Source organism: Rossellomorea sp. GQ25 (assembly GCF_059758515.1).
In genome coordinates, this window is the sequence record NZ_JCAXEQ010000003.1 from 1 (window position 1) to 14,935 (window position 14,935).

Here is a 14,935-nt window from a genome sequence, read left to right on the forward strand (position 1 = left end):
GTCGTTTGGTTTAAAGTCTAGTTTTAAAAATGAATCATTCCTTCCTCATTACAACTTGCTACATTCGGAGAAGTTGACTTCTTCATTTATAAGCTCTACGATAATAGTATACAGAGGTTTGATTCGAAAGGGTGGTACTCTTGCAAGGATCTTCTAGTACTACGATTGATCAGTTTTTAACATGGCTTGAACATGAAGGAAAATCATCAAATACCATCTCGACTTACCAACAGGAACTTAAGAAATATGAGAAATGGCTTCAACAGAATCACAGAGAGTTAATGGACATTACTCATCGTGATGTTCAGGATTACATTCTATTTTTAGAAGAAAAGGGTAAGAGTCCGATCACGACGGATAAAATCTTGGGAGTGATACGTACTTTTGCAAAATATTTAAAGAGACCTGACATTACGTTTGATATAAAGATCAAACATGGAAGCAAAAAGAATGAGATCGAAACGCTGTCTAAAGAAGAATGTGAAGCACTTATATCAGAAATAAGAGAAAGTGAAAATGAAAGAAATATAGCGATTGTGTATATGCTGCTTCATACGGGGATACGGGTATCAGAGCTCTGTGCCCTTAATATAGCGGATATAGATCTTGAAACGAAACAAGTAAGCGTTTCGGATACTTATGGGGATCAACGAATTATTCCTCTGTCGGAAGAAGTGGTGCATTCTCTTTCTGACTATATGGGTGCTATTCAACCACAGGAAGCGTTGTTCGTTTCCAAAACGAATGAGCGATTAACCGAGAGATCGGTCCAGTATATGCTTAAGAAGTTCCACATAAATGCTCAAAAGCTGCGACATACATTTTGTCAGCATCTTATCGATCAGGGTGTCAGTCTTGAAATAGTATCTAAGTTGGCGGGTCATAGGGATATTAATGTAACGAAGAAGTATGCAAATTCACGCGTGCCTGAAACAGAATTTGAAAATGCGATTCGACGTACTTTTTCTAATGATTGTTGAAGATTATTTTATTGTGTGGTGGGAAACGTGAGGGATGAATTAGCACATAAAAGGTGGATTGCCTTGCCGGAACATATCCGTAAGAAATTTGAAGGAAATGTATTTTGTCCAGCATGCGGTGTCACGACAATTGTTGATTACAGTGTAGATTCTGATAATCATAATATTGTTCTGAAAGGAAGCTGCAAGACGTGTTGGCGTAAAGTAGCAAGAGTCATTGAGCAATAATGAAAGAGAACTTCTTTATCAGGTTCATGATAAAGGAGTTTTTTTATAATATGTGATTCCTTTCACAAATAAATATGGTAAAATAAACATTATCAAAACAATATTAGGTGATGTCCGATGAAGGATCTTTACAATAAAGCATTAGCTGCTATTATCTCACCTCTGTTTTTTGCTCTGTTTATGGGGTGGGCACTGCATACTCCAATGGAAGAAAGAGAATATGAATGTTGTTATATGAATTATAGTGATGGATTTGTCATGACGATCATGCCTTCCATTCCCATTTACCTTGTATTTGGACTTTTATGTGCCTATCTGATTGATAAAGTAACGGATGCTCTAAAAATTAAACGAAACGTGTATTTGTTCCAACTTTTGATGTATGCGTTAATAGCCATTCTTCCTGGCATATTTCTTGCCATTGCGTCAGAGGGGATTGGGTTGACATTGCTTTTTTCAATCTATAGTGTTCCTGCTACTCTCATCTACTACCATGTCTTCCTCTTCCTACACCACTTCGAAAAATGTAGAAACAACCGAAGAAAACTACATGAAGCATAAATGAGTCAGGAGTTTCCGAAATTCGGAGATTCCTTTTTTGATTGATGTGCGATTTTGTTCCAACGAAGAATGATATAATGGGTTTTCTACTACTTGTTTTTTACGTATCAGGAGGAATCATGCTTACGTCTATATTATTGCTATTCTTGTTATTTCTTTCCCTTGCCGGGTGGGGATTATTTTTCCTCTATAAGGTGAACGTTCAGCCTGCCTATATTCCGTTATTCCTTTTTTCGAGTGTCACGACGGTGCTTTTCGGGGCAGGGTTGCTTCATCGGATGCCATTGGCAGCGAATATCATCTATTATACTGGTTTATTTTTATGTCTGATTTATCTCGTACTATTCTCTTTTAGAAAAATCTCATTTCAGCCTTTGCTGCATCCTGCGCTGGTGTTCTTTTCCTTAGCTGTTCTGTTTGTCATGCTATATATGAAGGGGACTCTCTTTTTAAACTATGATGATTTCAGCCACTGGGGGTTGGTGGTGAAGGAGATTGTCAGGCTGGATGGTCTGCCGGATGCCAGTACGCTGGTGACTTTTCAGAACTATCCGCCTGGAAGTGCCGTGTTTATTTACTATTTCCTCAATCTTTTAGGATTCCATGAAGGTTTGGCATTGATGGCTCAAGGATTCATGACGATGGCTGGGTTCACAGTTCTATTCACGTGGAGTTTCTGGAAAAAGCCATGGACGGTTATCCTGCCTGTGGTTATTTCCTTTACCCTCCTATTAGTGAATGCGAAAATCTTCTACAGTTTACTGGTAGATATTATTCTAGGGTCAGTGGCGTTAGCGATTCCTTTAATCGCTTATTACTACCGTAAGGATTGGAAAAGACTGCTACTCGTAAACATTCCGATTGTGATCTTGTTAATTCTATTGAAAGACAGCGGAAAGGTTTTTCTATTGTTTAACGGGATTGCTATGCTAGGGATACTGATTGCTTCTCATCGGGAAGGAATTGAAAAGAGAATCGATAAGGTCATGCCTTATGCTTCATTGGTTCTGTTGATGGTTCTTCCTTTAGTGGTGAATTTGCTTTGGCACACGTATACGTTACAAGCTTATAGTGAGAGCTATGGAGATAATAAGTTTGCCATTACAGGGGATAAACTGCAGGATATTGAGAAATCGGAGGTGTTTTTAGCAGGTTTTGATGGAATGATACTGGACGCTGCGCTGAACCCTTTGTCGTCGCCTCATGTGATGGCATTATTGTTGGTCAATCTGGTTGCCCTTACATTAATAGTCTGTATGAAGCGCAAAACGCCTAATGAACTAGTGGCTTCGTTTGTTCTGTTTAATCTCTTTTACGTAGTGTACATGTGTTCTCTTTATTATATGTATGTGTATCTGATGCCTGAGAACGAAGCGTCAAGGCTTGCAGGGTTTAACCGCTATCAGTCGACCATTACCGTGTATGTAGGCGGCATGCTCATGACGGTGGTTGTCTATGTATGGTCTAACTATGTGAAATCCTTTAAAAGGGTAACGGGCATTCTATTGGCAGTCTGTTTCTTAATCCCGTACATTGGACATCTGGAAGTATTGGTGACCCGGCCGGAAGCACATGTTGAGCGTCGGGGCGACGTAAAAGAGTACTCTTCTGTGATTAAAACATCAGGGGTATCGGAACCTATGATTACGTATTATAGTCCCGGCAGTGCGGATGACGGAGGGTATTTCACCTATTTGATAAGGTACGAACACCTGTCGAAGAACTATTCTTTCATAAGGGGCGTTGAAACAGAAGATCGGCTCTCCTATTTGAAGGAAGTATTGATGAAATCGGATTTTTTGATGGTGCTGGATCATGACGTACATATACAAGATGGGTTATCCAAGTATACTGAACATGAAATTTCGGAAGGTGTGTACCGGGTAAAACATAAGAAAGATATGTTTGAATTGGTGCCGGTGCGTTAGGGAAATTATGAAGTCTATCTATTGTGTATAGATAGGCTCTTTTTTTAAACAAACGTTTGATTAATGCTTTCTAAACCCTAAATAATACCAGTTATTTTGTCGTAACTTTTCGAACCGCCATCTACACGTATATACAAATTCTGTACTCTCTCTCCTCTATCATATGATTCATAGACTTTACGTTATGGGGGATGAGAATGAGGAAGTTTTTGTTAGGGGTACTGGCCATTGTCACATTTTCTACATTAGCAGGCGGAAAATATCATTGGGACCAAAAAAAAGCAGCCAGCGTTCAGGCGGTGAGTGAAGAAGAGCAGAAAGAAAAAGCAGCGGCTGAAGAAGATAGGAAGAGGCTAGTAAAACTAGATAAGCTAAATTATCTTCCGCCAGAATTAAAAGAAACGTTTAAGAGAAAGATTGAAGGTGATGAACCAGTTCATCTGATGATTCTTGGATCTTCTTCTACAACTGGGAAGGAAGGGGCGTGGCCGAAAGAACTAGAAAAGGCGCTGCTCGACACGTACGGTCCCGATTTGATAAAGGTGACGTTGAAAGAAATCGCAGAAAAAACTTCACAACAGGTTGTGAAGGAGGAATTACATAAACCACTGGCTGATATGAAGCCGGATATTCTGTTGCTGGAACCATTTTTATTGTATGACAACGGGGAAATAAGAATGTCGAACCGGATTGCAAATCTTGAGACGATCCTTGGAGATTTCAAGAAACAGAATCCTGAAGTCACCTTCATTATCCAACCGGCCAATCCAATTTCAGGTGCTTATTACTATCCTCAGGAAGAAGCTGATTTAGAGAAGTACACCAGAGAGAAAAAATACGTGTATCTTAACCACTGGGACTCATGGCCGGATTTCAATAAAAAAGAATTAAAGGACTATTTAACAGAGGAAAATATACCTAACGAAAAAGGAAATAAGGTCTGGCTTGATTATTTAATAAAGTATTTTATAAGGGGATAGCTCTTGAAGTCTTCAATCCATTGCGGTTGAGGGCTTCTTTATTGAATGAAAAAAGGACATTATAAGAAATAAGTAGACGAAAATAGAGTGCTCTATCTACGTGTTTAATTTTGATTCATGATAGCGTAATTTATGGATTAAGTGTTCCTTCATTTTTTCATCAAGACAGTCTTGGATCAAGGTGTAATAGTAAGTGGCGAGAAACTTATGAATCATCTTCATTACGATCTTCACTCCCCTTATCCTTTTTTATTTTATTTTCCACTATAAAGGATTTCGAATATATAGGGATTGTTATTTATTTTTATTACAAAATTTGCAGTGGTAATGTCCGCATCTGAAAGATCTCCTCCAAAAGTATCAGGTTGCAGGATGTATTGATTTAAACGAGGAGGAATATGCCAACAGATGCATCGAGGTCCAACAAGCTATGGGTTGTCGCAACAGGCCAGTGCTTTGCTGATTCGCTTACGTGATCTGTCTTACTTACTATAAATAAGGTTCTGCTATTGTAGGTGAAAAAGGATGAATTACTACTGCAAACACAAGGATTAGAAATGGAAAACGGTTTGAAGCACTTTATGGTTTTGGGTGGAGAAGGTACGGTTGAGAGCAGTGTTGTAGAAAAGTTAGTGGAGCAAAGTTGATCAAAACGATTAAAAGGGTCCTGGACTATATTCAAATAGTACAGGACTTTCCTTGTGTTTTAAACGATCGTTTAACTGCCCTATTATTGCTGTGAGAGGGATGGATTTGATTAATCAAACGTTTGTTTAAATATAAGAGCAGAGGTGGCCCCCTATTCTAGGAGGGGTTTCTGTATCTATGTAGAACCTAATAATAGGACTTAAGAGGAACCTAAAGAATATTCAAAAAATATTGACCGGGCAAACGAGAAATGATTAAATGATAAGTAGTTATTGGTTGGGTGACCGAACCATAAAGAGATGACTTTTAAAAGGGAGGAATTTAAATGAAAGCATTGATCACAGAGTTAATCTGGAGAGAGGGTATTGAAGAGCTGAAGAATCAAGGGTTTGAGGTCGACTATGATGATACCCTGTGGACCGATAGAGAGAGGTTACTTGAGATTCTTCCTCAATACGATACGGTGATTGTAAGAAACCAGACTATCGTTGATGAAGAATTAATGGAAGCAGGCACCCGCCTAAAGGCGATTGGGAGGCTGGGAGTCGGTTTGGATAATATTGATGTTAAACGGGCGAAAGAGAAGAATATTCCGGTGGTGTTTGCCCGTCATGCCAACGCAACTTCTGTAGCGGAATATGTACTTGCAGCGATTCTAAGCTCATCAAGGCCCCTTCATTTGGCAAATGCGGATGTTCGTAACGGAAAGTGGAATCGAAAGAAATACACAGGTGGGGAGCTTTATCAGAAAACCCTTGGGTTAATCGGGCTTGGGGAAATTTCTCACCGTGTAGCGAAGCGCGCCAATGCATTTGGTATGAACATCATCGGGTATGATCCGTTTATTACAGAGTATGATCATGTGGTTTCCGAAACGGGTGTACATGTAAAAGAAACCCTTCAAGAATTGTTGGTGGAAGCCGATTTTATTTCCCTCCATGTCCCTCTTACTCCATCAACGCAGCATCTCCTTTCAACATCTGAATTAAAAAGGATGAAGCCTTCTTCTTATGTTATTAATACTTCAAGAGGAGGGATCATTGATGAACAAGCCCTGGCTTCAGCCCTGCAGAATCAACAAATTGCAGGAGCTTACCTGGATGTATTAGAACATGAACCGATACTCGACTCACATCTTCTACTTCTTTGTGAGAACGTCACCCTCACACCTCATATTGCAGGTCTGACTGAAGAATCTCAAGTCCGTACGTCCTTTTTAGTGGCAAAGGAAATTGGGAAAGTACTAAAAGGAGAGCGCTCTCTCTGTACCGTGTAAATTGTCGAAAATAAATTCTGAAAATTTAAATAATCTCATTGACTAACAGAATGATAGGTGTTTTAATAAAGGTATATTAAGTGGTTGGGTCACTCAACCAATTTAAAAAGGAGGTACCATAATGAGTCACAATAGTCAGGCAGGTACGGTTACGGAAAGAAATACTCAAGATTCAAAAGCGATGATCACTCATAAGTTTCTTATCCATCACAACGGTGATCACGTAGGAGTTGCCACTTCACCGATTTCAACAGGTGAAAAGGTTGTGGGGATCTTCATGGATGACAATTCAGAAGTAGAAGTCACCTCAAAAGGGGATGTTCCATTAGGCCACAAGATCTCATTGGTTTCTTTAAAGAAAGATGAGCCGGTGCTGAAATATGGTGTTCAAATCGGTGTAACAACGGAAAAATGGGAAGTAGGCGACTACGTCCACACTCATAACATTAAAACGGCGAGGTGGTAAGGATGGAACAAACATTATATGGTTATCGCAGAGAAAATGGAAAAGTTGGAATTCGTAATCACGTCATTATTTTACCGGTAGATGATATTTCAAATGCTGCTTGTGAAGCAGTAGCGAGACAAGTTCAAGGTACAATGGCTTTGCCTCACGCATATGGAAGACTTCAGTATGGACCTGATCTTGATTTACATTTCAGGACAATGATCGGAACAGGTTCCAATCCTAACGTGGCGGCTGTGGTCGTTATTGGAATTGAAGAGAACTGGTCGAAGAAAATTGCTGATGGAATTGCTGAAACCGGGAAGCCTGTTTCGTATTTCTCCATTGAAGGAAACGGGGATTTAGAAACGATCCGGGCTGCTTCATGGAAAGCGAAAGAGTATGTTCAATGGGCTACCGAGCTTCAGAAAGAGCCGGTTGAACTAAAGGACTTAACCGTCAGTATTAAATGTGGTGAGTCTGATACGACGACAGGTCTTGGATCCTGTCCTACGGTGGCCCAGGCGGTTGATCGTTTGGTTGAAGCCGGCGCTACTGTATTCTTTGGTGAAACATCAGAATTGACAGGTGGGGAACATCTCATCCGTGACAGGATGGCGACTCCTGAGTTACACGAGAAATTCATGGCGGTTTACAATGACTATGTAGGTGAAATTGATTCCAAGGGAGTCGATTTATTAGGATCTCAGCCCACTCAAGGTAATATTGCTGGAGGACTCTCTACAATTGAAGAGAAAGCGCTTGGTAACATTGCCAAGACCGGTACAAAAGAGGTTATTGGCGTGTTGGATCCTGCTGAAGTACCGGCCAATGGCAACGGGCTTTACTTCATGGATACGTCATCCGCAGCGGCAGAATGTATTACTCTGATGGCTGCTGGTGGAGCGGTTCTGCACCTTTTCCCGACAGGTCAAGGAAATATCATAGGTAACCCGATCGAGCCGGTTGTGAAAATTACTGCGAACCCTATTACGGCGGGTACGATGAGCGAACATATTGATGTGGATGTGCAAGGACTTCTTTCTCGTCAAATTTCTTTAGAGAAAGCGGGAGATCAATTAATGGAAATGATTTGTCGTACGGTGAATGGACGACTCACTTGTGCTGAAGCATTAGGTCATAAAGAATTTGTTATGACGAAATTATATCGCAGTGCCTGATTTCTTCCTCCCTGCACATTTTACGTGTGGGGAGTCAATGTTTATGGAAAAAACATTATGATAAGAAGGAGCAGAAAATGACTACGTATGCTGAATCTGATTTACGTCAATTTTGCAAAAAACTGTTAAGGGAAATAGGGATGATAGAAGATCATGCTACAGTCGTGGCAGAATCTCTTTTAAGGGCTAATTTAGAAGGGGTGGATAGTCATGGTATCAGCAGACTTCCTATCTATGCAAAACGCTTCAGCGATCAAAGGATCAACCTGAATCCGTCCATCCAGATGGAGCAAAAGAGTCCTTCTGTTCTCGTAGTGAACGGTGATAATGGGCTTGGTCATGTCATCAGCTATAAGGCGATAAAAAAAGGAATTGAGATGGCAAAACAGAGCGGTGTAACGGCCATCGCAATTAAAAATAGTAATCATTTCGGGACTGCGTCTTATTTTTGTCAACTGGCTTGTGAACAGAATCTTGCGAGTATCGGTTTCACAAATTCCCCCTCTGGTATTGCTCCATGGGGAGGGAAGGAAGCTTTCTTTGGCACGAACCCTATGGCGTTCGGTTTTCCTACGGGGGATGATCAACCTGTCATTATCGATTTATCCACAAGCATTGTGGCAAGGGGGAAAATCATTTTAGCGGAGAAACAGGGACAGACAATTCCAGATGGATGGGCGATTGATGAAAAAGGGGAACCGACTAATGATCCCAAAGCGGCGTTAAACGGTTCTGTCCTGCCTTTAGGAGGAGCAAAGGGATCAGCCCTGGCGCTTGCTGTTGAAATCCTGACGGGCCTCTTAACCGGTGCTGCATTCGGACCACATGTGAAGAGTATCTATGAGGATAAGGAAAAGGAAAACGCAAATGTGGGTCACTTCTTCATTCTCATGGATATAGAAAAATTCATGAACCTGAATGTATTCTTTGATTCTATTAAAATCTTATTAGAAGAAATGAAAGCTGTTCCGAAGGTCCCTGGAAACGATGAAATCCGTTACCCGGGGGAAAGAAGAAAAAGGGAACGGGATAAACGTCAACGAGAAGGAGTGCAGTTATCTCAAAGTGTATTGGAAGAATTGCGATCATTAGGCAGCCAATTTGGAGTGGAACTCCCTGTCCCATTGTCCTCTCAACACCCCATCAGCAGATAACCTAAAGAGCCAGCTTCCCGGGTGAGGAAGCTGGCTCTTTCAATGTGAGATTAAAGGGAATCTATATTTTCTTTAATGGAGTGTTCCACGCTCTCTATATGTTCTTTCATATATTTCTGAGCCAGATTAATATTGTTTTGTTTCATGGCGTCCAGTATCTTGGCATGCTCCTCGACCGACTGTATGGCTCTGCCGGGAATTTGAATCGACTTGGTACGTGATTCTGATAATAGATCAATAAGGAAATTCATGATTCGAATGAGAACAATGTTATTTGAATTGTTCGCTAATGTTAAATGGAATTTATGGTCAAGCTCTGCCAGTCTTTCATAATTCACTGCGCCTGCGCTCAGGATCTCATTGGCTTCTTCCAGGATATGTTCTAACTCACGGAATTGCTCTACGTTGGAATTTTCGATGGACCATTTTACCGTCCATTCTTCTAGAATCTTACGCACAGAGAAGAAATCATCAATCTGATCAGAAGATACAAAGAAGGATTCTGTCATTTTTTGTATCTGATGTTCAGGTGTTGCAACGAATACACCTGTTCCGTGTTTTGCTGTAATATAACCGTAAGCTTCCAGGATCTTATATGCTTCTCTCACCGTATTTCGGCTGACGGAAAGCTCGATTCCCATTTCCCGTTCTCCGGGAATTTTATCTCCAACTCTAAATTCTCCATCTTGTATTTTCTTTTTTATGCTATCTGCCACTTGTTCAGATATGCCTTTTCTATTTAATTGCATACAATCGCCCCTATCCATCTGTGAAATGGTAGCTGTTATTAGGTTGACTCAACCTTCTTAAACTATATTTTTCTGATTTTCATATGAATAGATACATGTAATGACAGGTATTATTCTGTAAATTCAGTGTACCATGTCTAATGGATCAACCTCTAGTGAAACATTTGGCACTTCCCTGTTTACAACTTAGTCAGGAGAATCCCCAGTAGTATTAAGGCAAATGATCCTGCGATACCTGTGACCAGCACTTTAGAGCTTAATTTCTTGAATTCCGAGAAGTTGACACTAAGGCCCAAACCGGCCATTGCCATCGATAATAGTAAAATACTTAATGCAATAAGCATTTGTGTAAATGCGGTAGGAAGAATTCCCACTGTATTGATTAAACACATGAATAAAAAACCGAAAATGAACCAGGGCACAGGTAGGTCCTTGAATGTCCGCTTTTGTTGAAGGGAATGTCCGCTTTTTTTGGAATACATGGAACCTAACACAATGGCGACAGGTATAAGAAGGGCAACCCTCCCCAGCTTAACGAGAATGGCTGTATCACTGCTGACGTCTCCACCAGGTGCAGCAGCAGCGATCACGTGAGCCAGTTCATGCAAGGTCGCTCCTGTCAACACTCCGTATTCATACGGATTAAAGCCGAGTACAGGGTATAGAAATGTATAGAATATCGTAACAATCGTTCCCATAATGGCAATGAAGGCCACTGAAATAGCAGTAAGTTCCTTTTTTGCGCCTATAAGCGGAGCAACAGCGACTATGGCTGCAGCTCCGCAAACGGCCGTTCCCACTGCAATTAAAGTAGAGAGATGACGATCAATGGATAGAAGCTTTCCCAGATACATCATGAAAACCAATGTGAACACAATGACTACAATATCAATGAATACAATAGAGAAGCCGGCGGAAAGGATTTGTTCAAAGTTTAATCGCAATCCCATCAGGATTATCCCGGCCCTCAATAGAATTTTGCTGCTGAAGGTGATCCCTGGTGCTGCGTCTGCAGGGACTTCCATCCATCCTTTCCAGCTCATCCCGAGAAGGATGGATATAATCATTACACCCATGACTGAGAAAATGGGAAAATCGGCTATAATCCCCGCAAGTAAAGCAAGTACTAATGTTAAGATAACTCCTTTCATCCAACCCTTTTTCAAGCGTAATGATTTACGCATCTTTCTGGATTCCAAGGAAACAGACGATTCTTTTGTCTTTGCCGCTCCAATCGGACTCACTTCAAAACCTCCTTTTAATCTTAAAAAAATCACGAATGGTACAGTGACCCAACCAATATAGTTTAATTAAACCACTTTCAACTTGTTCATTCAACAATTATTTTTCTGTAAATCATGAAAAAGTATTGATTTTTTTGAAAATTAAAAATAAAATAAATTGTAGTGGTTGGGTGACTGTACCTAAATGTAGACGATGCTATAGTGTTTCCTAAGTCCCGTTGTATTTAAATTAGGAGGACTTGGTATGGACAGTAAAGAATACATAGCATGGAATTCCTTTATTAGGTTAACTTTGTCACCCCGTGGAGTTGAATAAGTCATGATGGCGGCCATGTCATGACTTTTACAGGGGATTTTTATCACCAAGAATGTGATCATTTCATCTACAGAAAATTGTAAGGGTTTACATTTTGTTAGTAGGAGGGTGTTGCATGAAAAAGTACGTGGCATTTCTAACCATCATCATGATGATCCTGGTAAGTGGATGTTCAAAAATGGCAAAAGGAAATGAACAATCTGCAGAATATGTCCTGAGGCTTGGTCACTTGCAGACAGAAACGCATCCTTATCACGAAGGGGCGTTGAAATTTAAAGAGCTGGTAGAAGAAAAATCAGGCGGGGAAATTCAAATCGATATTTTTCCGAGCAGCCAGTTAGGAAACGGCCGTGATCAAATTGAAGGTGCCCAGATTGGATCCATTCATTTCCACATTGGTTCTGTCGCTCCTGTCACCAACTTTGCACCGAAGTTTAATCTTCTTAATCTTCCATACTTATTTGAAAGCAGGGAACATGCTTTCAAAGTGCTGGATGGTGAGATTGGAAACGATATTGCCTCCGACTTAGAGAATAGGGGACTCATTAATCTGGGTTATATGGAAAACGGCTGGAGACATATGACGAATAACAAAAAGGCAATTAAAACGAGCGCTGATGCAGCGAATTTGAAGCTCCGTGTTCAAGAATCACCACCCTATATTTCTTTCATCAAAGCACTTGATTCTACTCCTGTCCCCATCCCGTTCGGGGAATTGTATACTGCTTTAGAGCAACATGTGGTAGACGGCCAAGAAAATCCACTGGCCCAGATTTATCTTAATAAATTCAACGAAGTTCAACAATACTTATCCTTAACCGCCCACAACTACGATGCAGCCGTATTCATCATGAGTAAAACAACCTTTGACACCCTCCCGGAAGATTTACAAGAAGTGGTCGATGAAGCTGCAAAGGAAGCAATCCAATTTGAACGACAGGTAGCTCTTGAAGACGAAGAGAAACTTCTCGAGGATCTAAAGAAGACAGACATCCAAATAGAGGAAAACCCTGACAGAGAGTCATTCAGAAAAGCAGTCGAACCTGTTTACAAGGAGTTTGAAGCATCTATTGGAAAAGAATTATTTAAAAAGATTGAAAATCTACGGGAATAATAGGGGGCTACATGTTGAAACAGTTTATCTCTCATTTGAGTAATGGGGTAGATAGGATCAGTCGATGGGTTATGATAGGGTTTTTTATGATTGCATTTGTCACCACCGTTTATCAGGTGTTTTCTCGTTTTGTTCTGCAAAGCACATTCTTAAATGATGCTTTGCCTATGGTTGACTTTTCCGTCTTTAACCTGACATGGGCGGAAGAACTCATTCGTTATTTATTTGTGTGGATTGTGTTTTTGGGGATAGGGATTGTATACAAAGCGAAAGGTCATGCTCAAGTAGAAATCTTGCATCATTATTTATCTAAAAAACCCAAAAAGTATCTTCATTACTTTATGGAAGCGATAAACTCAGCTCTGTTTCTTTTCCTCATATTTTTTGGGGGTAGAATCCTGCAATATACTAATCTGCAAATCTCACCAGCAATGGGGATTAACATGACGCTCATCTACGTTACAGTTCTGATCAGCTCAATTATCTGTCTTATCCATTCGGTAAACAATATATATGATGTGAGGAAGGGAAAAGTTGAGGTGCAAGATGCGATGAAGGTAGAAGAAGTTCAGCAGCAAACGAATATAAGTTGAAGAAAAGGGGGAGATAGTATGACCGTTGCCTTAGTAGCTCTTGGTATTTTGTTTCTATTGATGCTGATAGGAGTTCCAATCGCCATTTCTCTCATCTGGGCTTCAGTAGCCGGATTTCTCGCAAGTATTTATTATGTCCCACTGGAAGTCATTCCTCAAAGGTTGATCACATCGACGGATTCATTTCCATTATTAGCTATTCCGTTCTTTATGTTAACAGGAGAGTTCATGATGTCGGGAAGCATGGGGCGGAGGATTGCAGCCTTTGCCTTTGCCACGGTCGGTTGGATTCGTGCAGGCTTGGCACAGGTATCTACATTAACAAGTATGTTCTTTGCCGGAATTTCAGGTTCAGGGGCTGCTGACACGGCAGCAGTAGGGAAGATGATGATTCCCATGATGGAGCAAAAGGGATATGACAAAGGCTTCGCTGCTGCTACGGTAGCAAGTGCAGGTACGATTGCAGTGGTCATACCCCCTTCCATCCCCATGATCGTGTATGGAGTTACAGCGGGTGTATCAATCGGGGATCTATTTACGGCAGGGATTGTGCCGGGCATCATTATCGGTCTTTCCATCATGATGTTAAATTATTGGATTACAAAAAAGAATAACTATTCCGAAGAGTCAGGTAAGTTTGAATTTGCTTCGTTTAGACGTACATTATTTGAAGGGGCACTTGCTCTCGTCCTGCCACTGATCATTATCTTCGGGATTCGCGGAGGAATCTTCACTCCGACCGAAGCGGGTGCAGCTGCTGCAGCGTATGCATTTTTTATTAACAAGTTTGTTTATAAAGATATGGACTGGAAGGACATACCCGAATCATTCCTTAGAGCAGGTAAGATGACGGCCATGGTTGTATTTATTATAGCAGCTGCCAACTTATTCGGTTGGCTCTTGACAGCAGAACAAATCCCTCAACAACTTACTCAACTTGTGACAAGCATTTCAGACAATAAGTTACTCATATTACTCATGTTCAATGTCATTTTCTTTATCGCAGGCTGCTTCTTAAACGCTTCTGCTGCGATTACGATCTTGACACCGCTGCTTCTGCCAATCGCCATGGGAGTGGGGATCGATCCTGTGTTCTTCGGAGTCGTGATGGTTGTGAATCTTTCCATCGGGTTAATCACACCTCCAGTAGGATTAGACCTCTTTATCGTAAAAGGAATCGCAGATGTTTCCTATGATAAATTAATCAGGGCCGTCACACCATTCATTATCGTCATGGTATTTGACCTATTAATCATCACGTACTTCCCGGCATTGTCCATGTTCCTGACCCAGTTATAAGGAGGGACGGACCTCATTATTGAAAGGGCCAGCCATTGTTCATCATGAACAGTGGCTGGCTCTTTTCTTGAAGGTTGGTGTGTTTCTATCTGGTTTAGACCTGATCTTGGCGTGAAAAGATAAAATCGATTGATTTACAGGTTAAGTGGAATAGGTATTCTCCATAAAAAGTTGACTTTTAAACAGGGAATATATAACTATATTTTCCCTTAAAATATAAAATATTTCCAATTCCGTCA

At 40.7% G+C, this 14,935-nt stretch carries 15 protein-coding genes; 12 read left to right on the forward strand and 3 right to left on the reverse strand.

The annotated features are described in order from the left end of the window. Positions 1–140: 140 nt before the first annotated feature. The 5 genes from AC6CIB_RS10925 to AC6CIB_RS10945 all read left to right on the forward strand — a co-directional run bounded on the left by AC6CIB_RS10925 (position 141) and on the right by AC6CIB_RS10945 (position 4,677). The gene (locus AC6CIB_RS10925) at positions 141–980 is read left to right on the forward strand and encodes a tyrosine-type recombinase/integrase (RefSeq protein WP_498280593.1); all 840 of its coding nucleotides are present in this window, start codon (positions 141–143) and stop codon (positions 978–980) included. Between the two features lie 63 nt (positions 981–1,043). Next, positions 1,044–1,208 (forward strand): hypothetical protein, encoded by a 165-nt coding sequence (locus AC6CIB_RS10930; RefSeq protein WP_498280595.1) that lies wholly within the window; start codon positions 1,044–1,046, stop codon positions 1,206–1,208. A 117-nt stretch (positions 1,209–1,325) separates the two neighbouring features. After that, the gene (locus tag AC6CIB_RS10935; protein ID WP_498280597.1) at positions 1,326–1,769 is read left to right on the forward strand and encodes a hypothetical protein; all 444 of its coding nucleotides are present in this window, start codon (positions 1,326–1,328) and stop codon (positions 1,767–1,769) included. Positions 1,770–1,888: 119 nt separating this feature from the next. After that, positions 1,889–3,697: a hypothetical protein gene (locus AC6CIB_RS10940; RefSeq protein WP_498280598.1), complete on the forward strand. Its 1,809-nt coding sequence runs from the start codon at positions 1,889–1,891 to the stop codon at positions 3,695–3,697. Positions 3,698–3,894: 197 nt separating this feature from the next. Further along, positions 3,895–4,677, forward strand: coding sequence for an SGNH/GDSL hydrolase family protein (locus AC6CIB_RS10945; RefSeq protein WP_498280600.1), 783 nt, complete (start codon positions 3,895–3,897; stop codon positions 4,675–4,677). A gap of 96 nt (positions 4,678–4,773) precedes the next feature. Here the strand turns inward: AC6CIB_RS10945 and AC6CIB_RS10950 are convergent, their stop codons facing one another. Then, on the reverse strand, positions 4,774–4,899 hold the full coding sequence (locus tag AC6CIB_RS10950; RefSeq protein ID WP_498280602.1) for a hypothetical protein: 126 nt from the start codon (positions 4,897–4,899) through the stop codon (positions 4,774–4,776). A 751-nt stretch (positions 4,900–5,650) separates the two neighbouring features. Here AC6CIB_RS10950 and AC6CIB_RS10955 point away from each other — a divergent pair. The 4 genes from AC6CIB_RS10955 to AC6CIB_RS10970 all read left to right on the forward strand — a co-directional run bounded on the left by AC6CIB_RS10955 (position 5,651) and on the right by AC6CIB_RS10970 (position 9,381). After that, positions 5,651–6,601, forward strand: coding sequence for a hydroxyacid dehydrogenase (locus AC6CIB_RS10955; RefSeq protein WP_498280604.1), 951 nt, complete (start codon positions 5,651–5,653; stop codon positions 6,599–6,601). A 121-nt stretch (positions 6,602–6,722) separates the two neighbouring features. Further along, positions 6,723–7,067: a UxaA family hydrolase gene (locus tag AC6CIB_RS10960; RefSeq protein WP_498280606.1), complete on the forward strand. Its 345-nt coding sequence runs from the start codon at positions 6,723–6,725 to the stop codon at positions 7,065–7,067. A gap of 2 nt (positions 7,068–7,069) precedes the next feature. Beyond that, positions 7,070–8,227: a UxaA family hydrolase gene (locus tag AC6CIB_RS10965; protein ID WP_498280608.1), complete on the forward strand. Its 1,158-nt coding sequence runs from the start codon at positions 7,070–7,072 to the stop codon at positions 8,225–8,227. A 77-nt stretch (positions 8,228–8,304) separates the two neighbouring features. Further along, complete coding sequence (locus tag AC6CIB_RS10970) at positions 8,305–9,381, forward strand: Ldh family oxidoreductase (RefSeq protein WP_498280610.1); 1,077 nt, start codon at positions 8,305–8,307, stop codon at positions 9,379–9,381. A gap of 50 nt (positions 9,382–9,431) precedes the next feature. On the opposite strand, the gene AC6CIB_RS10975 is transcribed toward AC6CIB_RS10970, so the two are convergent. Both AC6CIB_RS10975 and AC6CIB_RS10980 read right to left on the reverse strand, forming a co-directional pair. Then, on the reverse strand, positions 9,432–10,130 hold the full coding sequence (locus AC6CIB_RS10975) for a FadR/GntR family transcriptional regulator (protein WP_498280612.1): 699 nt from the start codon (positions 10,128–10,130) through the stop codon (positions 9,432–9,434). A 179-nt stretch (positions 10,131–10,309) separates the two neighbouring features. Further along, positions 10,310–11,374 (reverse strand): YeiH family protein, encoded by a 1,065-nt coding sequence (locus AC6CIB_RS10980; protein ID WP_498280614.1) that lies wholly within the window; start codon positions 11,372–11,374, stop codon positions 10,310–10,312. Between the two features lie 431 nt (positions 11,375–11,805). On the opposite strand from AC6CIB_RS10980, the gene AC6CIB_RS10985 reads away from it, so the two are divergent. From AC6CIB_RS10985 to AC6CIB_RS10995, 3 genes are read left to right on the forward strand one after another with little or no spacing between them, the layout of a single operon-like run. Continuing rightward, the gene (locus tag AC6CIB_RS10985; protein ID WP_498280616.1) at positions 11,806–12,804 is read left to right on the forward strand and encodes a TRAP transporter substrate-binding protein; all 999 of its coding nucleotides are present in this window, start codon (positions 11,806–11,808) and stop codon (positions 12,802–12,804) included. An 11-nt stretch (positions 12,805–12,815) separates the two neighbouring features. Then, on the forward strand, positions 12,816–13,397 hold the full coding sequence (locus AC6CIB_RS10990) for a TRAP transporter small permease (protein WP_498280618.1): 582 nt from the start codon (positions 12,816–12,818) through the stop codon (positions 13,395–13,397). An 18-nt stretch (positions 13,398–13,415) separates the two neighbouring features. Next, complete coding sequence (locus tag AC6CIB_RS10995) at positions 13,416–14,696, forward strand: TRAP transporter large permease (RefSeq protein ID WP_498280620.1); 1,281 nt, start codon at positions 13,416–13,418, stop codon at positions 14,694–14,696. Positions 14,697–14,935 lie beyond the last annotated feature (239 nt).